General features: G+C 34.4%; 24 protein-coding genes, 2 tRNA genes and 1 pseudogene. 17 read left to right on the top strand and 10 right to left on the bottom strand.

All coding sequences use genetic code 11. The features are described from left to right. The first annotated feature begins 192 nt into the window (after positions 1-192). The 5 genes from AAGD76_RS04205 (at position 193) to AAGD76_RS04185 (ending at position 3,772) form a co-directional block, all read left to right on the top strand. Complete coding sequence (locus tag AAGD76_RS04205) at positions 193-363, top strand: hypothetical protein (protein ID WP_341820419.1); 171 nt, start codon at positions 193-195, stop codon at positions 361-363. Further along, on the top strand, positions 353-1,339 hold the full coding sequence (locus AAGD76_RS04200) for a tyrosine recombinase (RefSeq protein ID WP_341820418.1): 987 nt from the start codon (positions 353-355) through the stop codon (positions 1,337-1,339). The genes AAGD76_RS04205 and AAGD76_RS04200 overlap by 11 nt, the downstream gene beginning before the upstream one ends. 193 nt (positions 1,340-1,532) lie before the next feature. After that, positions 1,533-2,120 carry a lysophospholipid acyltransferase family protein gene (locus AAGD76_RS04195; RefSeq protein ID WP_010081980.1) on the top strand — a complete coding sequence of 196 codons (588 nt, stop codon included), beginning with the start codon at positions 1,533-1,535 and terminating at the stop codon, positions 2,118-2,120. Positions 2,121-2,171: 51 nt separating this feature from the next. After that, on the top strand, positions 2,172-2,441 hold the full coding sequence (gene rpsT, locus AAGD76_RS04190; RefSeq protein WP_012673338.1) for a 30S ribosomal protein S20: 270 nt from the start codon (positions 2,172-2,174) through the stop codon (positions 2,439-2,441). 80 nt (positions 2,442-2,521) lie between these two features. After that, positions 2,522-3,772, top strand: coding sequence for a citrate synthase (locus AAGD76_RS04185; RefSeq protein WP_015589409.1), 1,251 nt, complete (start codon positions 2,522-2,524; stop codon positions 3,770-3,772). A gap of 16 nt (positions 3,773-3,788) precedes the next feature. Here AAGD76_RS04185 and AAGD76_RS04180 read toward each other — a convergent pair whose 3' ends face one another. Continuing rightward, positions 3,789-3,962 (bottom strand): hypothetical protein, encoded by a 174-nt coding sequence (locus AAGD76_RS04180; protein WP_179943778.1) that lies wholly within the window; start codon positions 3,960-3,962, stop codon positions 3,789-3,791. Continuing rightward, positions 3,962-5,105 (bottom strand): annotated as a pseudogene (locus tag AAGD76_RS04175) (transposase). The gene AAGD76_RS04180 and the pseudogene AAGD76_RS04175 overlap by 1 nt, the downstream one beginning before the upstream one ends. Positions 5,106-5,426: 321 nt before the next feature. Between AAGD76_RS04175 and AAGD76_RS04170 the strand changes: the two are divergent. The 3 genes from AAGD76_RS04170 (at position 5,427) to AAGD76_RS04160 (ending at position 7,744) form a co-directional block, all read left to right on the top strand. Further along, entirely contained in the window at positions 5,427-5,783 is a 357-nt protein-coding gene (locus AAGD76_RS04170) for a hypothetical protein (RefSeq protein WP_223823154.1), read from the top strand. 24 nt (positions 5,784-5,807) lie between these two features. Further along, entirely contained in the window at positions 5,808-6,110 is a 303-nt protein-coding gene (locus AAGD76_RS04165) for a hypothetical protein (protein ID WP_231115838.1), read from the top strand. 107 nt (positions 6,111-6,217) lie between these two features. Further along, positions 6,218-7,744, top strand: a complete 1,527-nt coding sequence (locus AAGD76_RS04160) for an acyl-CoA carboxylase subunit beta (RefSeq protein WP_341820417.1) — start codon at positions 6,218-6,220, stop codon at positions 7,742-7,744. A gap of 53 nt (positions 7,745-7,797) precedes the next feature. Here the strand turns inward: AAGD76_RS04160 and AAGD76_RS04155 are convergent. Next, positions 7,798-7,870 (bottom strand) — tRNA-Thr (locus tag AAGD76_RS04155). 19 nt (positions 7,871-7,889) lie between these two features. Between AAGD76_RS04155 and AAGD76_RS04150 the strand changes: the two genes are divergently transcribed. Genes AAGD76_RS04150 through pdxH form a run of 3 tightly spaced genes read left to right on the top strand, consistent with a single transcriptional unit; the run spans position 7,890 to position 9,421 of the window. Next, positions 7,890-8,033 (top strand): hypothetical protein, encoded by a 144-nt coding sequence (locus tag AAGD76_RS04150; RefSeq protein ID WP_341820416.1) that lies wholly within the window; start codon positions 7,890-7,892, stop codon positions 8,031-8,033. Then, a complete protein-coding gene (mutM, locus tag AAGD76_RS04145) occupies positions 7,999-8,811 on the top strand; it encodes a bifunctional DNA-formamidopyrimidine glycosylase/DNA-(apurinic or apyrimidinic site) lyase (RefSeq protein ID WP_341820415.1) in 813 nt (270 codons plus the stop codon). Before AAGD76_RS04150 ends, mutM begins: the two co-directional genes overlap by 35 nt. A gap of 16 nt (positions 8,812-8,827) precedes the next feature. Continuing rightward, the gene (pdxH, locus tag AAGD76_RS04140; RefSeq protein WP_022626142.1) at positions 8,828-9,421 is read left to right on the top strand and encodes a pyridoxamine 5'-phosphate oxidase; all 594 of its coding nucleotides are present in this window, start codon (positions 8,828-8,830) and stop codon (positions 9,419-9,421) included. A gap of 3 nt (positions 9,422-9,424) precedes the next feature. On the opposite strand, the gene AAGD76_RS04135 is transcribed toward pdxH, so the two are convergent. Further along, a tRNA-Met gene (locus AAGD76_RS04135) sits at positions 9,425-9,501 on the bottom strand. A gap of 62 nt (positions 9,502-9,563) precedes the next feature. On the opposite strand from AAGD76_RS04135, the gene AAGD76_RS04130 reads away from it, so the two are divergent. From AAGD76_RS04130 to AAGD76_RS04120, 3 genes are all read left to right on the top strand, one after another. Further along, on the top strand, positions 9,564-11,726 hold the full coding sequence (locus tag AAGD76_RS04130; RefSeq protein ID WP_341820414.1) for a ComEC/Rec2 family competence protein: 2,163 nt from the start codon (positions 9,564-9,566) through the stop codon (positions 11,724-11,726). Positions 11,727-11,787: 61 nt separating this feature from the next. Further along, positions 11,788-13,473, top strand: a complete 1,686-nt coding sequence (locus tag AAGD76_RS04125; protein ID WP_341820413.1) for a hypothetical protein — start codon at positions 11,788-11,790, stop codon at positions 13,471-13,473. A 5-nt stretch (positions 13,474-13,478) separates the two neighbouring features. Beyond that, on the top strand, positions 13,479-14,435 hold the full coding sequence (locus tag AAGD76_RS04120; protein WP_341820563.1) for an RluA family pseudouridine synthase: 957 nt from the start codon (positions 13,479-13,481) through the stop codon (positions 14,433-14,435). A gap of 11 nt (positions 14,436-14,446) precedes the next feature. Here the strand turns inward: AAGD76_RS04120 and AAGD76_RS04115 are convergent, their stop codons facing one another. The 6 genes from AAGD76_RS04115 to AAGD76_RS04090 form a co-directional block, all read right to left on the bottom strand. Next, a complete protein-coding gene (locus AAGD76_RS04115; protein WP_155969239.1) occupies positions 14,447-14,797 on the bottom strand; it encodes a diacylglycerol kinase in 351 nt (116 codons plus the stop codon). 97 nt (positions 14,798-14,894) lie between these two features. Then, a complete protein-coding gene (locus AAGD76_RS04110; protein ID WP_341820412.1) occupies positions 14,895-15,032 on the bottom strand; it encodes a hypothetical protein in 138 nt (45 codons plus the stop codon). Between the two features lie 28 nt (positions 15,033-15,060). Then, positions 15,061-15,390, bottom strand: coding sequence for an EndoU domain-containing protein (locus AAGD76_RS04105; protein WP_010082007.1), 330 nt, complete (start codon positions 15,388-15,390; stop codon positions 15,061-15,063). Next, positions 15,387-15,686 carry a hypothetical protein gene (locus tag AAGD76_RS04100; protein WP_007549045.1) on the bottom strand — a complete coding sequence of 100 codons (300 nt, stop codon included), beginning with the start codon at positions 15,684-15,686 and terminating at the stop codon, positions 15,387-15,389. Before AAGD76_RS04100 ends, AAGD76_RS04105 begins: the two co-directional genes overlap by 4 nt. A gap of 37 nt (positions 15,687-15,723) precedes the next feature. Beyond that, positions 15,724-16,920, bottom strand: coding sequence for a phosphoglycerate kinase (locus tag AAGD76_RS04095; protein WP_341820411.1), 1,197 nt, complete (start codon positions 16,918-16,920; stop codon positions 15,724-15,726). Positions 16,921-17,255: 335 nt separating this feature from the next. Beyond that, positions 17,256-17,393, bottom strand: coding sequence for a hypothetical protein (locus AAGD76_RS04090; RefSeq protein WP_213863637.1), 138 nt, complete (start codon positions 17,391-17,393; stop codon positions 17,256-17,258). A gap of 619 nt (positions 17,394-18,012) precedes the next feature. Between AAGD76_RS04090 and AAGD76_RS04085 the strand changes: the two genes are divergently transcribed. The 3 genes from AAGD76_RS04085 (at position 18,013) to AAGD76_RS04075 (ending at position 20,932) form a co-directional block, all read left to right on the top strand. Next, positions 18,013-18,534 (top strand): cytochrome b, encoded by a 522-nt coding sequence (locus tag AAGD76_RS04085; protein WP_010082022.1) that lies wholly within the window; start codon positions 18,013-18,015, stop codon positions 18,532-18,534. Between the two features lie 5 nt (positions 18,535-18,539). Continuing rightward, the gene (locus AAGD76_RS04080; RefSeq protein ID WP_264374031.1) at positions 18,540-19,568 is read left to right on the top strand and encodes an NAD(P)H-dependent flavin oxidoreductase; all 1,029 of its coding nucleotides are present in this window, start codon (positions 18,540-18,542) and stop codon (positions 19,566-19,568) included. Between the two features lie 113 nt (positions 19,569-19,681). Next, positions 19,682-20,932, top strand: a complete 1,251-nt coding sequence (locus AAGD76_RS04075; RefSeq protein ID WP_341820410.1) for a hypothetical protein — start codon at positions 19,682-19,684, stop codon at positions 20,930-20,932. Positions 20,933-20,987: the final 55 nt, after the last annotated feature.

The raw sequence follows: 20,987 nt of genomic DNA, 5'->3' as shown, positions 1-20,987 counted from the left end.
TCATTGTGTATATTAAAAATTTATTAACACCCATAACACTCACGTAATTGAAATCTCCACCTGTCTATGTTAGAATTATAATAAATGTTATGTTATAATAAATATAGATAGATACAGCTAAGAAGTATTTTATATTATAGTAGAGCTCACTTTATAAGGTGTTTTTTATAGATTTGACGTTATAATTTAACTATGATAAGAGCAAGATTAAATTTAAAAAAAAGGTTAAAGCAAAAGTTTGTGATGTTCACTCTATTGATAAATGCTTTATTTGTCTCATATTTTCTCATAAGAAACACAGGGAACACTTCTAATCAAATTATAGCCAAAGAAATAAATATAGGAGCTGATAATGAAAAATAAACAGTCGCAAAATAAAAAAGAAAATCTTTACATAACATATTACATAGATGCTTTGGCTTCAGAGAGGTCCGCTACACAAAATACCCTGGAAAGTTATCGTTCTGATTTACACCAGTTTGAAGAATTTTTATTAGAAAGCAGCACTACCTTGGTTGGTGTAAACAAAACCAATATTAAAGATTATGTGAAATCTTTATGTACACAAAAAAAATATAAAAGTAGCTCTATATCAAGAAAAATATCCGCTATGAAAAATTTTTACAAGTGTCTATTTAATGACGGAATAATAGATTTTAATCCAGCGCCGGCTAATGATGCTGAATTAAAGAATCCAAAAGTTTCTCGTCCTTTGCCTAAGTATTTAAGTGTCGAAGAAATATTTTTGCTAATGGACACAGTGAGAAAATCAGCAAGCGAATCGAATAAAGAGATAAGCAGTAAAAGGCTATGTGCGATTTTAGATATCCTTTACTCTTCTGGAATGCGTGTTTCTGAACTAATTAGTATGAAATTATGTGAAGTGTCACATTTAATAAACAGTAATAACAAAGAATGCTATATAATAATAAAAGGAAAAAGTGGTAGAGAGAGGCAAATTCTTTTTAATGAACAAGCATTGCAGAGCCTTAGAAATTATTTATCAGTTCGTGATAATCTGATCTCTAAAGAAAAGGAATCCGATTGGCTATTCCCAGGTGATAAACCTAATAAACCAATTACAAGGCAGAGGGTCGGTCAATTAATGAAGGAGTTGGCAAGAAAATGCAATATTGATGAAAATAAGATCTCTCCACACGTGATTAGGCATTCTTTTGCTACCCATCTACTAAATAGCGGAGCAAATATTGTGTTGATACAGAAAGTTCTTGGCCATACTAACCTTTCTACAACACAAATATATACTCATATTGCTAACGAAAAGTTAAAGGACAAATTAGCTGATTCGCATCCTATTACTCAGATGATCAATAATTAAATTTATTGTTTTTAATTTGTAATAAAGTTAAATTTAAATAAATTTATGTGAGTTTGTGATTTCAAGTTTATTGTTTAATTTCTTTCTTATATTATGGGAGGTATTCTATACTTTCATTACTCTCCCTGTAATTTTCTTTTCTGAGTGTGTAATAACCATTTTCCTCGTCTGTTCGGTGAGAGTTGTATTATTCATGCTGCGTTTATTATGTGGCATTAAATATGAAGTGAGGGGAATGGAAAACATCCCTAAGCAACCTTTTATCATTGCATCTAAACACCAATCTCCATTTGAAACATTTATTTTTATACTACTATTTAGAAAAGCGGTTTTTATTTTAAAACGTGAATTGAAATGGATTCCATTCATTGGTTTGCATCTTATAGCGCTGAAAATGATTTTTATTAACCGTTCAGATGGTATCAGTTCTATACGCCATATAATCAAACTAGCAAAAATGCGTATAAAAGAAAATAGAAGCATAATAATATTTCCTGAAGGTACAAGAACAACTATAAACCAAAATATAAAATATCAACCAGGTATTGCTGCTTTATATAGCGTATTATCTGTTCCTGTGTTACCGGTTGCTTTAAACACTGGTTTGTTTTGGCCAAAAAGCATACTTTCTCTGAGAAAGAATCCCGGAAAGGCAGTAATAGAAATATTGCCCCCAATATATCCTGGGTTAAACAAAAATGAATTCTTGCAAAGTTTAGAAAAAATTATTGAAGAGAGAAGCAGTAGATTAACCATAGGAAAAACTGATATTGCAAATTAACAAAAAAACTTTATAATTAAAAGAAAAGTACAGTATTTTAGGTATTAATATATGGCAAATCATAAGAGTGCTAAAAAAATGATAAAGGTAATAGCAAAGCGCACTTTAATAAATAAGATGCGGAAAAGTAAAACTCGCACCTCTATTAGAAAATTGGTTGATATAATCAAGTCTGGCGACAAAGAAAATGTTGTTCTGGCATTTCGGAATGCTGAATCTAATTTACACAAGTGTGTGAATAAAGGTGTTATTCATAGGAATACTGCTGCGCGTAAAATAAGTCGCTTAAATGCAAAAGTAAAAGCATTGATGACCGCTTAATACGGTTAATGTAAAGTTAACTGTATTAATATATACTCCTCAGTTTGTATATTCTGTATAAAATTTAAGTAGCTTAAGTGATGGATAAAAAAGTGCTATTAGAACTAAGTAATGGATTAAAAATCGAGCTACCTGTATTAAGCGGAACAACAGGTCCTGATGTGTTAAATATCAAGGATTTATATAAGATGACAGGATTATTCACTTACGATCCAGGGTTTGTTTCTACAGCTTCATGCTCTTCTACAATTACATTCATTGATGGAGATGAAGGAGTTCTTAAATATAGGGGACATAATATAGCTGATTTGGCAGAGAATAATAATTTTACTGCTGTGATTTATTTATTGCTCTATGGTGAATTACCCAGTTCAGAGCAACACAAAAAATTTCTTCTCAAAATACAAGAATCATCCAAAGTATCAGAGCAAGTTACAAATGTAATTAAAGCATTTCCAAAAACTGCTCACCCTATGTCAATCTTAGTTGCATGTTTTGCAAGTTTGTCAGCATCTTATCATGAAAAGCATGGCAACAATGTCAATGGTGAAGACCTAGATTTTGGAATTTCTGCAATAGCGCAAGTTTCCACAATTATTGCAATGATTTATAGGCATATCAACAATCAGGAATTCATAAATGCTAACAATGAATTAAGTTACAGTGAAAATTTCTTAAAGATGATATTTGGCGATGCTGTTGATAATGATAAAAGCGCCCTTTTTGCAAAAGCTCTGGATAAAATATTTACTCTCCATGCTGATCATGAACAGAATGCTTCTACGGCGGCTGTCAGATTGGTGGGATCGGCTGGTTCTAATCTGTTTGCAAGCCTCTCTGCAGGAGTTGCTACACTTTGGGGACCAGCACATGGTGGAGCTAATGAGGCAGTTATAAATATGCTAAAAGAGATAGAGCAAAGTGGAGATATAGATAAATTCATCGAAAAAGCTAAAGATGATAAAGATCCATTTAAATTGATGGGATTTGGACATCGTGTTTATAAAAATTATGATCCGCGCGCGCGTATATTGAAAGGCGCTTGCCATGAGGTTCTAAGTAAACTAGAACAAAATAATGAACTGCTTAAAATTGCAAAAAAACTTGAAGAAATAGCTTTAAAGGATGAATATTTTATCGTGCGTAAGTTATATCCAAATGTTGATTTTTACTCAGGTATAATAATGAATGCTATTGATATCCCCTCAAATATGTTCACGCCTATTTTTGCACTTGCAAGAACCACTGGTTGGGTTACTCAGTGGTATGAAATGATAAATGATAAAGAAACTAAGATCTGTAGACCAAGGCAACTCTATTTTGGTAAATAAATTTATTTTCACTTCATTAGACTTCTTGCATAACCCAAACTAAGTAGAAAAAAGGTGTCATCCGAGTAGCTGACACTGGTTCCTTTACGACGGAAGTGTCCAGAGGTGTCATTCCAGTCTGGAATCCAGAAAAAAGGATGGTGTCATTCCGTATCCGTTCAGCCAATGGCGTCAACTTAAGAACTTTCATTAGCAAACTCTCCTAAAGACATGATGGCGTTTAGGCTTATCTACTTTATTGCGGCTGTCCCGGTCGGATTTTAACTTTAGCGCGTATACTTAAAAAGGGCTTGAAAGTTTTTTGGCGCAATAAGTACCTGATAGAGTTTCTGTCTCATTACACTAAATAAAACTGAAAAATTTAAACGATACTCAGTAATTTGATCTGGGTTCCAAGGCCCTTGTGCATCACATATATGAAGCGATAATATATTGCACATGACCAAGTTTGCCCAAAATTCTTGTAATACAGCCTCTCCAGAAAAATTCTCTAACTCTGCTCCTACTTTGAGTCGTTTATAGCACTTCTCTATGTGCCACCTTAACACATAAGCTTTGCTCCAAAGTCTCGGTCAAAAACTCTGTTTCTCAGTTGGCTAATGTCAGCACTATAACTCTTACTTTCTGTCCTTTCATTTTATTTTTTAGCTTTTCATTTTCTAATATAAAATCAAAATCTAATTCGCCAGCGTTCCCATAGCTTACTATAATTTCTTTTTTGCAAGCGAAAAATAAAATCTACTTCCAAATTATAATGCTGCTGAATGAATTTTACTGAAGACGATCATAGATAAATAATAATTTCTCTTGATTTAATAAACGCATTTGAGTGATAACTTCGGGTAATTGCTCTGCCGCCAACGTTTGTTCACCTATATTCCAAGCTGCAAGACGAGCACTGCAAATCAATGAAGTACACAAATCAACAAACAAATTGCCAATGGTGCCTGTTGTTCCATTTGGTTCAAACTCGGATACAATTTCCCCAGAGCTGGGTAATCTCATACCAGAACCATCTGCTGCAATAAGTCTATAGCCTCTCCAACTCAGGTTCATCCTGATAGGCTGTTTGGATGCTTAGATTCTTGAAAGCCTGTATGGCAAATCTTATATCTTGCTTTAGAAAAAGCTTGCTTTGAGGGTACATGTCAATGGCTCCATAAGTTCACATTCTATTCCCAAACTTTTTTTAACTAACTTTAAAATCATAGAAAATACTGTCGAAAAAGGAAGTTTTCTTGTTCGTGTAAAACTCAACACAATGGATTTTCTGAAAAGTTTTCGAGTATATTGCATTTTTAATTTGTAAGATAAGATCTTTTCCTTTTTGCATGCCTCACCTAAAAAAGACACATTTTAAACTTTTTTGTTGCAATAAAATAGAAACAAAAGTGCTGTCCCTTGCACTCTTTGGATAATTTAATGATAAAAAATTTAGAGAGAAATTTTATACACTATCGCTGATATTTTTCCTTAAGTTGACGCCATTGCCTGAACACTTACCTAATGATGAAGCTATCGAAAACATAGCAAAGAGACTTCAAAAATCTATAGACGATGCAAAAAAGCACAAGGTCATGTTTAGTGTTGATGTATTCCAAGGAGAAAAAAGTCATCAATAATAGATTATTCGATACTGATCTTATACCACCTCATGGAGCAAGATAAAAATGTTACTGAGACTGGAAAAGAAAAACTACGGCCTCTTATGTTAGAAATGTTTAATCTAGTTTCAACAGGCACTGATGTGAGCCAAGAAGTTCGGAGATTATTGCCAGAAGATATACTGAAAGAACGCGGCGAATATTTGTCACGTCTAAAACAAATTGTAAGTGATAGTATTGAAAATGACAAAAAAAAAGGAATTGTAGTAGAAAGAGATAATAAATTTTATTATGTACAGTGTCCAGAAAAAAGTGTGATCACTCCTGCAAAATTTATGAACTCCCCGGAATTTAAGGACTTAGAATATGGTGCATTGCGAATAGGAGAAGGAGATAATCTAATCTGAATAAAAAGCTGGCAATATCATGATATGCAAGGCAAAGTAAAAATGACCTTTAGGGTAGGCGATGAAAAGATCGAAATGATTTTATCTTCTGAAAAAGCTGAAAGTTTTGGTAAAATAATGGTACATATGGATGACAAAAGTTGTGAAATCTTCTCAAAGTACCTAAAAGAGCTAGAAAAAGAACCTCGTATAAGCAAGGTTGTTGAAGCTGCTAAAAGTTTTGCACAAACGAAAAGCAGTGCAGTTAGTCCACCTCTTTCTAATATGAAAAGTGTTGACACATCGCAACATTTTCAAAGTAGTGACCATGAATCACCAGAGCATTAACAATTATCATACATACATTGTTGCATATAGCAATAGTGTATGTGTATAGTTAGTAGGGTTTGTAAACTTAATAAAGTCTACAACTAATTTGAAAACTACTTTATTGTATGCAAGACTTTAAAATACTAGAAAATCTAAAAACCAAAGCACTAGAAGCTGAAAAAGGAGGCGGTTCTGACAGGATTACCAAACAACATGAAAAAGGGAAATTAACTGCTAGAGAAAGGCTCAGTATATTGCTCGATGAAAGTTCTTTTGCAGAATACGATAAATTCGTAAAACATCATGCAAATGATTTTGGCATGCAAAATGCTAATTTTTTAGGTGATGGGGTAGTGATTGGTCATGGTACTATTTATGGCAGAAAAGTTTTTGTTTATTCTCAGGATTTTACTGTCTTTGGTGGTTCACTTGGTGCGTCACATGCAAAAAAAATATGCAAAATTATGGATATGGCAATTAATGCCAGAGTTCCAATTATCGGACTAAATGATTCTGGTGGAGCCAGAATTCAGGAAGGAGTAAATTCTCTTGCTGGTTATGGAGAAATTTTTCAAAGAAACGTAAATGCATCGGGTGTTATACCACAAATTTCTTTAATTATGGGCCCATGTGCAGGAGGTGCAGTTTATTCCCCAGCATTAACTGACTTTACTTTCATGGTGAAAAACAGTTCATATATGTTTATAACCGGGCCAGATGTAGTAAAAAAGGTTACCTACGAAGATGTAAGTTTCGAAGACCTCGGTGGAGCAAAAATTCATACAAGCAAAACAGGAGTAGCGGATTTTGCATTCAATAATGATGTTGAAATGCTGCTAAAAATGCGTGAATTCTTTACTTTCTTACCAGCAAATAATCAAGAATCACCGAAACCTAAATCAACCTGTGATTCAGTTAATGATATTGATGAATCTTTAAATACTCTGATTCCTAGCAATCCTAATACTCCTTATGATATGTATGAACTTATTGAAAAAGTTTGTGATGGAAGGAAATTTTTTGAGTTAAAACCTGATTTTGCTCGTAATATCATAATTGGTTTTGGTAGAATTGGAGGAAACACTGTTGGTATTGTTGCAAATCAACCTATGCACCTTGCAGGATGTTTGGATATTGATTCTTCAAGAAAAGCTGCGAGGTTTGTAAGATTCTGTGACGCATTTAACATTCCCATCATCACACTTATTGATGTTCCAGGATTTCTGCCGGGTACAAATCAAGAATACAATAATATAATACAACACGGAGCGAAACTGCTTTACGCTTACGCTGAAGCGACCGTGCCGAAAATTAGCCTTATCACTAGAAAAGCGTATGGTGGTGCATACATTGTTATGAATTCGAAACATCTAAAAGGTGATATAAATTATGCCTGGCCAACTGCTGAAATAGCTGTGATGGGCCCTGAAAGTGCAGTTGAGATTATATTTCGACACGAAAAAGATCAGCAAACGTTAATCAAAGAATACAAAGAAAAGTTCGCTAATCCATTTTTTGCTGCATCACATGGATACATTGATGACATTATAGTGCCAAGTAAAACAAGGTATCACTTTTATAAAGCATTAGAGCTACTCAAAAACAAGAAGGTAGAAAGGATATGGAAAAAGCATGACAACTTACCTCTTTAACTTTCTTTTAAGCCTTGCTTACAAGTTATGCAATATTATAAGTATAATCAGTGTGCCGTTACCAAGATTCGAACTTGGGACCTCGTCATTACCAATGACGTACTCTACCACCTGAGCTACAACGGCAAGTTCACGTATTATGATAATGAATAACATAAAAAAAAATAAGGAAAAAGAAGAAGAGAGAAAAAGATTGGCAAAAGCTTTAAAGCAAAATATTGTAAAAAGAAAAAAACAGCAACAGAGTAGACAAGATGCCAGAACTACCGGAAGTGGAAGTAATCTCTAATTTTTTGCTTGATAAAATTAAAAACAAGCAAATAAGCAGTGTTACAGTAAATAATTGGAATTTGCGTGTACCAATAACAAAAAATATTGATGATTTGCTAAAGGGCAAAGTTATAAACGATATCAAGCGTAGAGGTAAGTATATAATCTGGAATACAGATAGTATGGCTGTAATCATACATCTTGGCATGAGCGGAAAGCTTATATATGCTGACCACGATCAAATGCGGAATAAGCATGATCACGTGGTATTTTTATTTTCTGACAATACTTCAATAATTTTTAATGACCCAAGAAGATTTGGATTAGTTATCGTTTTAAATGAAGAACAAGAAACGGATTTTTTTAGCGATTTTGGAATAGAGCCCCTCACGGATGAATTCAGTGGAGACTATTTACAGGAGTTGCTGAAAAACAAAAAAGTGAATATCAAATCAGCGTTAATGGACAATAAATCAATAGTTGGCGTAGGCAACATATATGCTTCTGAGAGCTTGTTTAGAGCCCGTATATCACCACTCAGGTCAGCAAAAAACTTGACCTATAGAGAGTGCGAAAAACTTGCTGCTGAAATAAAAAATACTCTGAGTGATGCAATTGCTGCAGGTGGTTCAACACTGAAAGATTATGCACAGCCATCTGGATCTGCTGGATACTTTCAAAATAACTTTTACGTATATGGTAAAGTTCAAAAACCTTGCAAGATTTGCAATAATATCATAACACTTATACGACAAAATGGCCGTAGCACTTATTTTTGCAACGCGTGCCAGAATTAAGATTTTATTTTTTGATATGATATTTTCACTTGAAAAAGATCCATTTGATTTGTTTTCAAAGTGGTACAAAGCAGTACTTAATTCTCCGTGTGAACAACCAACTGCAATGACGCTAGCAACTTGTAGCAAAGACTGTATTCCATCTGCAAGAGTGGTATTACTAAAGGAATATAGCAAAGAAGGTTTTGTGTTTTTCACTAACGTAAACAGTAAAAAAGGGAAAGAATTGACTGAGAACCCCAAAGCTGCGTTAGTGTTTCATTGGATAGAATTTGCTAGGCAAGTGCGAATTGAAGGAGAGGTTAAACTTCTAAACGATGAAAGAACTGACAAATACTTCTCTTCTCGAGCGCTGGGTAGTCAAATTAGCGCATGGTGCTCAAAACAATCGAGCATTCTGAAAGATTGGCAAGATTTTGAGCAAGCTATAAAATTGAAGGAAAAAGAATTTCACAATACACAAGTTTCTCGTCCTGATTTTTGGGTGGGATTTTGCGTAATCCCAAAAGTAATTGAATTTTGGCAAGAAGGTGAATATAGGAAGCATATTAGATTTAGATACACTCTTGTTGAGGGAAGCGATTGGAAAGTGGAACAACTATATCCTTAAAAATGGTTGCGGGAGTAGGATTTGAACCTACGACCTTCAGGTTATGAGCCTGACGAGCTACCGAGCTGCTCCATCCCGCGTCGTTGCTTATTTAGTTATTATATATACAAATAATGAAAAAAGAAAAATAAAATTTCACCACATGCAAATATCGACACACTTATTAACTTTTCTTGACATAATAGTTAGTTATATACGTAACAATCTGCGCAATGAACAATATAACTTGATACTGTGGTTTCCTGTTTTTCAGTGTGTAGGAATTCTAACCTATTTTTCCCTAAGTTTTGAACCAAGCTGCATATCTATTTTTCTTTTGCTTTTACCCACACTAATTTTGATTGCAATATTGTATAAAAGGTACGCGATATTGTGTATCGCTTTAATTGCAGTGCTCATAGGATTTACAGCTAGTAAATTAAGAACAGCTTTAGTTGATACTCAAATTCTTGATAAAGAGAGATATGTAAAAGATATCGTTGCCACAGTGAAGGATATTAACGACAGGGGCTCATATAAACAATTTCTGCTTTCTGTTGAAAAATCCCCTACTATCTCAAAATCCTCTCCTGTCATCCCAGCGCCCCCTTTTGTCATCCCAGTACTTGATACTGGGATCCAGAAAAAAAAGATATGGATTCCAGCGTCACGCGCTGGAATGACACCGGATAGAGCTCTAGATAACATCAGAATATCAGTTAGAACCAAAGTGGAAAAAGGCATTAAAATAGGCGATCAAGTAAAATTATCAGCAAAACTCTTCCCTCTAAAGATTGCGCCCTCGGAGTATGCATACGATTTTGCAAGAATAGCATATTACCAGAAAATAAGTGCAACAGGCTTTGCAACAAGCAAAATAGCCCTGCACAAAAAGGCTGAAGCAAGGAAATTTCAAGAATATATAGAATCTTTCCGTCAATACATTTATGAAAACCTGCAGCAAAATATCAAGAAACCACATGCGGATATAATCTCTGCATTACTGATCGGTAAAAAAGATGGCATAGATCAAAAAACTATGGACGCGATACGAGATTCAGGTATAGCACATTTGTTTGCCATATCTGGTTTGCATTTATCATTCGTTGCTGGTCTGTTTTTTGTAGTGTTTCGTAATTTATTCGCAATATCTGAAACTTTGACTCTTAAGTATAACACCAAGAAAATATCTGCATTCCTTACTATCTTGCCAACCACGTTTTATTTATTGATTACCGGTATGCAAATTTCTGCTCAGCGTGCCTACATTATGGTGATTTTAGTACTCGTTGCAACAATGATAGAGAGAAAATATCGAGGGTTAATAGCAATTGCGTTTGCTGCTTCAGTGATACTTTCAGTAGAACCAGAAGCAATTTTAAAGCCTGGCTTTCAGATGTCATTTTCTGCTGTTTTGGCACTGGTTGCCAGTTATCAAATTAATGCTAATAGATTGTTCAAAACAAAAATAATGAAATATTTTGTATCGATAATGATCAGCTCAGTAATAGCAAGTTTAGCAACTGTTCCGTACACGATATACAATTTTAATTATTTTTCAATTAGTGGCATTATCACAAATTTAGTTGCTATACCAATAGTTACATTAATTATTATTCCACTTGGAATAATCTATGTTTTGTTGATTCCTTTGGGTGTTGAATGGATTATAGCACCATTTATAGAGCACCCAATTGACAGTATTTTGTATATAACAAACGCTATCGCTAGTCTTCAGTATTTGGTTATTCCCATTCGTACTTTTCCTGCCTCATCAATTATTATAATAACATTTGGGTTATTGTGGCTGTGCTTGTGGGAAAGAAATTGGCGCTTCTTCGGAATTTTCTTTATTGTGCTGGGTATTTGCTTTAGCACCGCATATAAAACCCCCGACATCCTAATCAGTGCTGATAATGTTGCTGTAAAAGAAAGTGATAACTTACTATATTCTCTCACCAGAAAAAATAGGAACTTTGTTGTCAAAACATGGGCGAAACAAAATGGGCAGAACCAAATTTTGAATCATACTAAATATAACAATTCAAATAAAAGGCTACAGTGTGAAGATTATGATTGTATATATAATAAAGGAAATAATAAATCAGTGCTACTTGCTTATAAAAAAGAAGATATTTCAGAAAATTGTGATAAAGTTGATTTAATAATTCAATTAAGTGAGTTCGACTATTCAGCTTGCAACACTAAAATTATTAAACATGCTGATCTAGAAACGTATGGCACACATTCTGTTTGGTTAACAAATCGTTACGTAAAGATTAATACAGTGCGCTCCAATAGGCCTTGGCACATGTTGAAAAATTAAGAAACTTGATTTTAAGGTTTGGTTAATGTATACCTAAATAAGTTTAAACTAGAAAAATGTTATGGTTACAGACACTCAAGATCCTTTCAAAGACTATTTTGATTTTTTAGGATTTAGAAAACTTTCTGACCAGCCCAGTAGAATTTTGAGCTCTATAAGAAAGTATTCTGGTACTATATCGATAGCAAGTACCATTGCTACTCTTATAGCATTTACTGCCTTTTCTATTCAGCCTGTTACAGTAAGTATTGCTGGGTTTGCGTTCACGCCAGCACCTCTTGCCTTTATTCCTCTTATAGTTCTCTTATTTACTGCTGTTATAAACTTTATAAATACACAAAAAATAAAAGAGAATGAAATAGATAAAAAAATAGGAAACTATCAAGTTGATGAACAGTACAGCCAGATTGTTCAAGAAGCCGAAAAAATTGAAATTGTAACAAATTTAGATCGTAAGAGGAAAAAGCTTTCAATAGTTTTACCAAATTCTAAGACGCAGAGAGAAATACTAGAAGATATAGAAGCAGAAAATAGAAATAGGATTCTCTTGTTTACTGGATCATATGTATTTGGTACTATTATAGTAGTTTCAGCAATATCACAATCCATTCATGCTCCAATAATATTAATAGCTTTATTAGTCGCTATTCTTTTATGCATCATATCAACACTTAGCAATCTAATAAGTAATAGCGTGGATCATGAAAATCATACTATTAGAAAACACAGTTCTTTAGGTCTTCTATTTCCATACTGGTCTGGAAAGGGCATGGTTGTATCAGTAGTAGAAAATAAGCTTGGTAAAAGGGAAAATGAACTAATATCTCTAATGAAAAAACTACTTAGTCCGCTTTGCAACTCATTTGACAGTAACCTTAAAAAAGCTTGCGATTTACTTGATAATAGTCTTTTAAAGCCTGCAAATATTAACATTAAAGAAACGCTTGATCACCTAAAAAAAATCAGAGAAGACATCAAAAAAGATTTAGATTGGCTACATGCAGAAATTTCAGAAGTTTTAAACAACACTAAAGAATTGACAAAAAAAGCACATTCACTAGATATTGAAGGTACTTTTTCTAGGTTAGAGAATGCTATTAAAATTGCTGAAGATAAAATTGAACGATTTGAACCAAGCCGCTTTGTAGGCTGGCTTCAATCAACTACGCAGTCTAATAATAACGAGTTCCTTAGCATGCTAAAAAAGTTAAAAGAGGATACAGAAAAGGAAAAAACGGAATTGAAGAAGCAATTAAACGTAGTAAGGAATGAATTAGAAGAAATAAAAAAGAAGCAAGCTCAACCAAGTACGCCTGATTTAGAAGCTAACAATGGAAATAATACTAATAAATTATTAGTATTAGAAAATAAAGTCAAAGAACTACGTGACACAGTTAGAAAGTTAGAGCTGGAAGCAGAACAAAATAAGCTGCAGCAAAAGAAGGAAAAGTTAGAGCAAAAAAAATCTGAACAAGAAAAAACAGATGAATGGAAAGAAAAAATCAACGGTAAACCAAGTGAATTCTTATATTATTTATTAGAATCTATTAAGCTGGAAGAAAAAGATAATAAAGAAAAAAAGGTTGAGGCAACATTACGAAATTTTGATAATAAAATAATAATTCACTGGAAAGATGGCTCTCAAACAATTTGCCATATTAAAAAACAAGGTGATCTTCCTAGTACAAAAGTTGATTTTGTAGATCAAAATATTCAAGCAGCATTTGCAGTAGCTCGCGCGGGGTAGTTGTTATAGACCACTTAGAAGTAACCTTAAGTGTTAATAATGATAAAGAGAAATTAAGGTTAGACACCTATATAGCTGAAAAATGCAACATATCACGCAGCAAAGCGCAAAGATTGATACAAAATGAGCAGGTGAAATTACTTGGCACACCGATAATTAATAATGACCACATAGTAAAACCAGATGAAGAGTATGTGGTGCATCTCGTTCAACCTGACATATCCACATCAATTGAGCCTAATTATGACATAAAACTTGATATCATCTATGAAGATGAGGACATTATAGTTCTGAGTAAACAGAGTGGATTAACAGTGCACCCAGGTGCTGGGACAAACAATGATACGCTTTTGAACGCAGTTATCGCTCACCTTGGTAAAATCCCTTACAGCCATGTAAGACCAGGAATTGTTCATAGACTCGATAAAGATACTAGTGGGCTGATGGTAATTGCAAAAAATGAAGAAGCCCATGGTTTTTTGTCTGAATTGTTATCGAATCGCAAAATAAAGCGGGAATACTTAGCAGTAGTTTGGGGAACATTATCTTCTCAGCAAGGCACGATAAAAACTAACATTGCTCCCAAACGCGGTAATAAAGAAATGATGTGTGTAACAAAAATCACAGGCAAATTAGCAATCACTCACTATTTAGTGCAAAAAGTTATAGGACAAGTAAGCCTCGTTAAATGCACTTTAGAGACAGGCAGAACACACCAAATTCGAGTCCACATGAGCCACATAGGACATTCCATAGTTGGTGATCAAGTTTATGGAAAAAATAGTAGTAAAAGCACAAAATATGCTAAAAACTCTAGTTTCATTCGTAATTTCAATAGACAAGCACTACATGCTTATACACTGGGCTTATACCACCCAAAAAGTAAGGAATACATGGAATTTGTCTCTGATTTACCGCAAGATATAAAAACTTTAATTGGTGAGTTTGACAACATATCTTAATAACATTCGTATTAACCTATCAATATTATCATCCATGTTATCAGGAAGTTAATTAATGAAAGAAAAACTGCTGCACTACCTAGATCTTTCACCTTTTTTGAAAGTATGTGTTGTTCACTGGAAATACGCTCAATTGTCGTTTCAAAAGCAGTGTTAACAATTTCCACAATTAACACCAGGAATAGGCTGCTTATCATTACTGCACGTTCTAGATTACTTACATCCAAAACAAACAAAACTGAGACACATACTATAAAAAGCAGTAACTCCTGTCTGAACGCAATTTCTGATATAAAAGCTGATTTTATTCCTTCACAAGAGTATTGAATTGCTTTTATTAGACGAATAATGCCCTTCTTCATTATTATTCACAAAACCCTTTAATCAAAATTTTAACTCATTTGGATTTGCTACACCCTATAACATTTTTATCATTTGTTCACCCTATTGGTTTTGAAATTAAGATTTACTGCAACTACAATAAGTACTCTTATCATCACATTTTGGTGTTAAGTCGGGATAGAACGTGAGTATAGCATCATTCTTTCTTACAAACACTGATTGATAATCGTCATCTTCCATTTTATACAGGCACATTCCATCCTTTCCTAATTCCTTAAACGCCTTAGTTGCAGAAATTATCAGCATGAAGGTTATATGCGTATCCATTTGGGCATTTAACTTTCACTTCCCCATCCTTACCTAAATATTTCATTCCAAATGTATAAACTGGCGGCTTAATATCTGATTCATTGCACAGGATTCCAACTGCCCATTTATCCTCTTGAGCTTCAACATATCTACCTACAAAATGCATACCACCTAATTTATCGTTTGGCTCACCACAAAAAATATGTCCAAACCCTATAGTTTCTTTTTCACTTCCACTATTTGTAAACCAAATGTTAGCCAGTTCATCTTTAAGTAACTCCAAATCCGCATCTGGCGTAATCACTTATATATTCCTTTCACTACTTCTTGATGCTGCGGACAACTAAGTAAAATTTTGAAATCTTCTTTATCTGGATGTGCTCCCCAATCTCCACAAACTTTCAACACTCCTCTATCGAAGTCAGTTAATTCTGAAACGGTGGCTGGTTGTGAACTGAAAAATGGTTCAAAATTGACTTCAACATTTTCTTCTACATAGCCGGTGTGAAAATAATGATCCTTAATATAAAAAATAAATCCTATTATTGGTATTATTAAACACAAAATTAGTTTAACTGTCTTCGACATAATCACGTTCACAAAAAAGCTAGCCTATAAGAAATAATTTAAAAAAGTTTTAATCTAATCGTTTTTGCAGAGCAGCAACTCCCGGCATTTCATCGCCACTTAACCAATCTAAAAATGCTCCTCCACCAGTGGAAACATATGTAAAATCCTTATCGGTAAGGCCTGCAGCGCTTATTGCAGATAGACTATCGCCTCCCCCTATTATGCTGGTTAACTTTCCTTTGTGCGTTAAGTCACTTACGATTTTCATTACCCCTATTGTACCATTTGCAAAAGCTGAATGTTCAAAAACACCAATAGGTCCATTCCACAGCAGAGTCTTACTGCTTGCTATTATACTGCTTATTGTACTCAAAGTTTGTGGTCCGATATCCAAAATTATATCACCGTCCAAAATGGACTCAGTTCTTCTTGAAATACTAGTGCTGTAATCAGAGTTTACTGCAACCAGAACGTCTTCTGGCACAACTATTTTGCAATTGTTTTTATTTGCTGTTTCAAGAATATTATGCAGAAGGTCGTCAACACCATTTTGAAAGAAAGATTTCCCTATATTTACTTTGCTAAATGACAAAAAATTATTGGCTATTGCACCACCTAGAACTAGGTAATTAACCTTTTCTGTTAGCTTCATAAGCACTTTTATTTTAGTTGATATTTTAGCTCCCCCAACTATCGCAGTAATAGGTTTAGCTTTAAACGATACAGCTTTTTCAAGATACTTTAGCTCATCTTGCAAGCAAAACCCTGCATAAGAGGGTAAAAATTCTGTAATGCGTGAAATAGAAGCGTGAGCTCTGTGAGAGCAAGAAAATGCATCATTTACATATATATCCGCTAGAGATGCTAGTTGTTTGGCAAAATTTGAGTCACTTTGCTCTTCCTCTTTATAAAATCTTAGATTCTCTAGTAATATTATATCTCCTGCATCCATAACACTTACTGCTCTTTGTACTTTTTCACCAACGCAATCGTCAATGAATTTCACTTTTTTATTTAGTAACTGCGATAAAGTGTCAATTACATTTTTTAGCGACAGATTATTGTCTCTGGCCTTTGGGCGTCCAAAATGTGATATAATAATAATCTTTGCACTCGCATTCACTAAATACTGAATAGTAGGCAATGCTCTCAAAATACGAGTGACATCACGAATTTCTCCATCTTTTATAGGAACATTGAAGTCAACTCTGAGTAAGACGGTTTTATTGTGAAGATCACAATTTTCTATACTGGGTATATTCATTGTAAAACTAAAGCTATAAAGCCACTATACAGCAGTTTGATCTAAAGTAAAGTTTTAAGCTTACGAACGTTTAAGGAAATTTGCATGCCAAACGCTTGACACTGGAACCTTATCGTCATGCCACCACGAACCGTCATACCGCGATTCATTCGCGGTATCTCTAGATCCCGCTAACAAGCAGCGGGATGACGATTGTCAGGGTGTCATCCCAGCGCCCCTATGATGTCATTTAAGTAGCTGACACTGGTTCCTTTATGATGGCAGTGCCCCTATGGTGTCATTCCAGTGCTTGACACTGGAATCCATCCTTTCCATAATCATCAAAACATTGTATTTTAACGTAAAACAGCTATTTTTATGCTCACCAACTTAATAAAATTCCTGGATTCCAGCGTCACGCGCTGGAATGACATCACAGGAGCACTGGAATGACACCATTTGTTGTGTTTAACAAAGTTCGTACTTAGCTTCATGTTAGCTATAAATATTAAGAAATTTACCAAACGAAAAAAAAGGCAAAAGAAGCCCCGTGGTGGTTGGCTATTCACTATGTACTAAAATATCGGCGTTTTTTTTATTCTAAAACGCTTGATTAAGAGCGATTTAGCTGCTTTTAACTTGCAACTAACCTACACCGCAAGTGTTTAAGAAATTTACTAAGCAGGAAAAAAGGCAAAGAAACCCCGTAGTAGCTAGCATTCAAATTCTCCCTTGTCAATTTGACGTTTTTTGCTGTCTTAAACGCTTTGTAAGCGCGTTTCGGCTTATATAGGTAAAAACCTAAAAATTTTTAAAGACATGCGATGCACGTAGTGCGAAAAATTAAACATGAGACGCCAAATACCCTAAGTTTTTTGTCATTAACCTGCACAGATTGCGAAGATAAATAAATAGCTTCAGTTTCATGATAAGGAGGCTGGCGGAGTTTGTCAAGTAAGTTTTTCGTTTAATCCGTTTCTTGATTTAGGTGCCCTTGACTTCCGGCTGGGTCGAATTTGTATAGCTACATTGTCGGTAAATCTAAATTGCTTTAATGATTTTGATTGAAAAATAGTTTTTCTATTATATAAATGCTACTTTAGGGTAATCAAAATGGAAGACGATAAATATAGCCTAGGTTTAAGAGTTATCCATTGGTTGATGGCTGTTTTTATTATCGGTATGCTTTGTTCTGGACTTTATATGAAAAGCCTGCCACTTAGCAATGAAATTAAGTTCAACATATACGCTATTCATAAGGCTTGCGGTATCACTATTCTTGGATTAATCATAGTACGCATATTTTTTCGCGTCTTTACTTATGTTCCACCACTTCCAGCAAATTTTTCTCGGTTTGTAATCAATATAAGTAAAGCAGTACACTTTGGTTTATATTCTTTGATGGTGCTAATGCCACTATCTGGCTATGTCATGTCTTCTGCTTCTGGCAAACAGATCAAATATTTTTTTCATATCCCTTTGTTGATTAATCAAAACAAAGACCTAGCTAACACGGCTAACGAGCTACATTCGATGCTTGCATATTTTATGGTACTCTTTATAATCTTACATATACTTGGCGCCTTAAAACACACATTTATAGATAAACAAAACATTTTTAAACGTATGATATAGGTTATATGTTAAGTAGCCTCTGGAAAAAAGGAACAGATTTTCTTGGCAGTGAGTTTGCTATAATGGGTGGTGCTATGAGCTGGGTTTCAGAGAGAAACTTGGTCTCAGCAATCTCAAACGCTGGTGGTTTTGGTGTGATTGCATGTGGTGCAATGTTTCCAGACTTGCTAAAAAAAGAAATCATAGAGACGCAGCAATTAACTAACAAGCCATTTGGTGTAAATCTAATTACTATGCACCCAAAGTTGAGTGAGTTGATAGATGTGTGTATTGAAACGAAAGTGAGCCATATAGTGCTTGCCGGTGGACTGCCAACAAAGCCTAATATAGAAAAAATCAAGGGTGCAGGCATTAAAGTTATGTGCTTTGCACCAGCATTAAGCCTTGCGAAAAGGTTAGTAAAAATGGGAGTAGATGCATTAATAATAGAAGGAATGGAAGCAGGTGGGCATATAGGTCCAGTTAGCACTTCTGTTCTTGCACAAGAGATATTGCCTCATTTTAAAAATGAACAAATACCAGTGTTTGTTGCAGGTGGAATAGGAAGAGGTGAAATGATAGTTAATTACCTGGAAATGGGAGCAAGTGGCTGTCAAATAGGTACATTATTTGTCTGCACTAATGAGTCAATTGCCCACAAAAATTTTAAGGAAGTGTTTATTAAATCGGCCGCACGTAATGCAATACCTTCTGTACAGATAAGTGCTGATTTTCCTGTAATTCCAGTAAGAGCTATAGCCAACAAAGCAAGCGATGACTTTATGAAGCGTCAAAAAGAAGTTATTGATGAATACCAAAAGGGACAGATCTCAAAAGAAGATGGGCAGCTTGAAATAGAAAAATTCTGGGCTGGAGCTTTAAGAAGAGCAGTAATTGATGGAGATGTTGAAACGGGATCTTTAATGGCTGGCCAAAGTGTTGGCATGGTTGATAAGGAAAAGCCTGTAAAAGAAGTAGTGAATATGTTAGTTCAACAGGCAAACAATTATATTGAGAGCAAATCTGTAGAAGTAGAAAGCCCAGAAAGCAAATAGTTAAGCGACCTCACAATAAGCAAATTATCCATATATGGCATAATTGCCCAGTTTTAATGTAAAATTAACGCTAAAAAGGTATCTATACATTTTATTATGTATGGAGGAATGTTATGCTAAGTCCTTTAAAAAAATCTCAGAATAATACAGGAGATATTAACCAACAATTGCACAACACTATATACAAAAAGGTAACAAAAAAAGAGCACAAACATCCAAGCCCACAATCTGAAAAAGACAGAACTCTGAAAGAATGCATAGAGTTATTCAAGAAAGAGGCTGACCCTGAGGTATTAACTAAATTAGAAAAATCGCTGAGAGAACGAATTGAATTAGAAAAATCACCGGAAAAACAAGAGGAATATCAAAAACATTATAAGTATTATATCAAAAACTTTCTTCCTGTATTGAAAGATGAAGTAATAAAATCAAAAGCACTAGCTGTATCTATAGTATTTGGCAATGGAATAGAACAATCACAAAGACCACAAACAAAAAGAGGAAAAATAGTAAAAACAATTTTGGATATTACTAACAGGAGCAGCAGTGTAAGCTCAATACCAAATGCTGTTGAAGAAAATATTGAAGATCAAATGCAGCTAGGACATATTGAAGAGCAAAACAACACACAAGAAACACCCTTGAATGTAGCTGAGAAAAAAAGTGGTGATACTAAAATACTTGGCCAATTAGATATTCCGAAAGAGGTATCTAGAAAATATAGTAAAGTTATGGAGCAATTAAAGAAGAATATAAAAACTCCTAAGCTTGGTAACGGTAGTGGTTCAGATAGTGGAATAAACTCACCTGGACTGAGTGAAAAAAACTCGATATCACCAATAAATAGTAGAAAAAACAGTTTAACATCAATAGCAAGCACTTCATCTGAGGAAAGTTTAAACTCAACATTGAGCTCTGTTGAAGAAGATAATGGCTTACAACCAGAGGGTGGAGAAAAAACTGAGTTATTAGAATCAAATTTGGAATCCCCAAAAGAAAACGAGACTCAAGTGCAGCCAGAGCAGACTGTAAAAAAAGAGCCAAAAATGCAAGAAAATGAAAACTCAGATGGTCAAGCAAATCCAGATCAAGTTAAGAAAGATATCCTACTTAAAAACCAACCCAATAACAGAAATCTTCACGTTGCACTTGTAGCAGGTTGTGCTCTCTCCACAATAGGGTGCATTGTTGCAGGAGCAATGACATCAGGATTGATAGGAGCAGGACTACTTGCTATGGCTGCAGTGTTTGCTATAGCAGCAGTAGCTGAATTGCATTCAAACTTCCTATCAAGTAAATTAACATCCATTAATGTGAGTCCTCTTGTTGATGATAAAGAGCTTACAGCATGTTCACGTCTGTAAAAATTAAATATGTGTTACTTGTAGTGGATAAGTGAATTCAGTTCTTGCCTATTGA

This window comes from Wolbachia endosymbiont (group A) of Cydia strobilella, from assembly GCF_964026745.1.
GTDB lineage: Bacteria > Pseudomonadota > Alphaproteobacteria > Rickettsiales > Anaplasmataceae > Wolbachia > Wolbachia pipientis.
The sequence above is the reverse complement of the archived record's forward strand: the minus strand, read 5'-3'. Positions and strand labels throughout refer to the sequence as shown.

Bases quoted from the DNA above. Each gene is read 5' to 3' on its own strand.
- AAGD76_RS04205 (WP_341820419.1), top strand. From the start codon at position 193: ATGATAAGAGCAAGATTAAATTTAAAAAAAAGGTTAAAGCAAAAGTTT.
- AAGD76_RS04200 (WP_341820418.1), top strand. From the start codon at position 353: ATGAAAAATAAACAGTCGCAAAATAAAAAAGAAAATCTTTACATAACA.
- AAGD76_RS04195 (WP_010081980.1), top strand. From the start codon at position 1,533: ATGCTGCGTTTATTATGTGGCATTAAATATGAAGTGAGGGGAATGGAA.
- rpsT (WP_012673338.1), top strand. From the start codon at position 2,172: ATGGCAAATCATAAGAGTGCTAAAAAAATGATAAAGGTAATAGCAAAG.
- AAGD76_RS04185 (WP_015589409.1), top strand. From the start codon at position 2,522: ATGGATAAAAAAGTGCTATTAGAACTAAGTAATGGATTAAAAATCGAG.
- AAGD76_RS04180 (WP_179943778.1), bottom strand. From the start codon at position 3,962: ATGAAAGTTCTTAAGTTGACGCCATTGGCTGAACGGATACGGAATGAC.
- AAGD76_RS04170 (WP_223823154.1), top strand. From the start codon at position 5,427: ATGGAGCAAGATAAAAATGTTACTGAGACTGGAAAAGAAAAACTACGG.
- AAGD76_RS04165 (WP_231115838.1), top strand. From the start codon at position 5,808: ATGCAAGGCAAAGTAAAAATGACCTTTAGGGTAGGCGATGAAAAGATC.
- AAGD76_RS04160 (WP_341820417.1), top strand. From the start codon at position 6,218: ATGCAAGACTTTAAAATACTAGAAAATCTAAAAACCAAAGCACTAGAA.
- AAGD76_RS04150 (WP_341820416.1), top strand. From the start codon at position 7,890: ATGAATAACATAAAAAAAAATAAGGAAAAAGAAGAAGAGAGAAAAAGA.
- mutM (WP_341820415.1), top strand. From the start codon at position 7,999: ATGCCAGAACTACCGGAAGTGGAAGTAATCTCTAATTTTTTGCTTGAT.
- pdxH (WP_022626142.1), top strand. From the start codon at position 8,828: ATGATATTTTCACTTGAAAAAGATCCATTTGATTTGTTTTCAAAGTGG.
- AAGD76_RS04130 (WP_341820414.1), top strand. From the start codon at position 9,564: ATGCAAATATCGACACACTTATTAACTTTTCTTGACATAATAGTTAGT.
- AAGD76_RS04125 (WP_341820413.1), top strand. From the start codon at position 11,788: ATGGTTACAGACACTCAAGATCCTTTCAAAGACTATTTTGATTTTTTA.
- AAGD76_RS04115 (WP_155969239.1), bottom strand. From the start codon at position 14,797: ATGAAGAAGGGCATTATTCGTCTAATAAAAGCAATTCAATACTCTTGT.
- AAGD76_RS04110 (WP_341820412.1), bottom strand. From the start codon at position 15,032: ATGTGCCTGTATAAAATGGAAGATGACGATTATCAATCAGTGTTTGTA.
- AAGD76_RS04095 (WP_341820411.1), bottom strand. From the start codon at position 16,920: ATGAATATACCCAGTATAGAAAATTGTGATCTTCACAATAAAACCGTC.
- AAGD76_RS04090 (WP_213863637.1), bottom strand. From the start codon at position 17,393: ATGAAGCTAAGTACGAACTTTGTTAAACACAACAAATGGTGTCATTCC.
- AAGD76_RS04085 (WP_010082022.1), top strand. From the start codon at position 18,013: ATGGAAGACGATAAATATAGCCTAGGTTTAAGAGTTATCCATTGGTTG.
- AAGD76_RS04080 (WP_264374031.1), top strand. From the start codon at position 18,540: ATGTTAAGTAGCCTCTGGAAAAAAGGAACAGATTTTCTTGGCAGTGAG.
- AAGD76_RS04075 (WP_341820410.1), top strand. From the start codon at position 19,682: ATGCTAAGTCCTTTAAAAAAATCTCAGAATAATACAGGAGATATTAAC.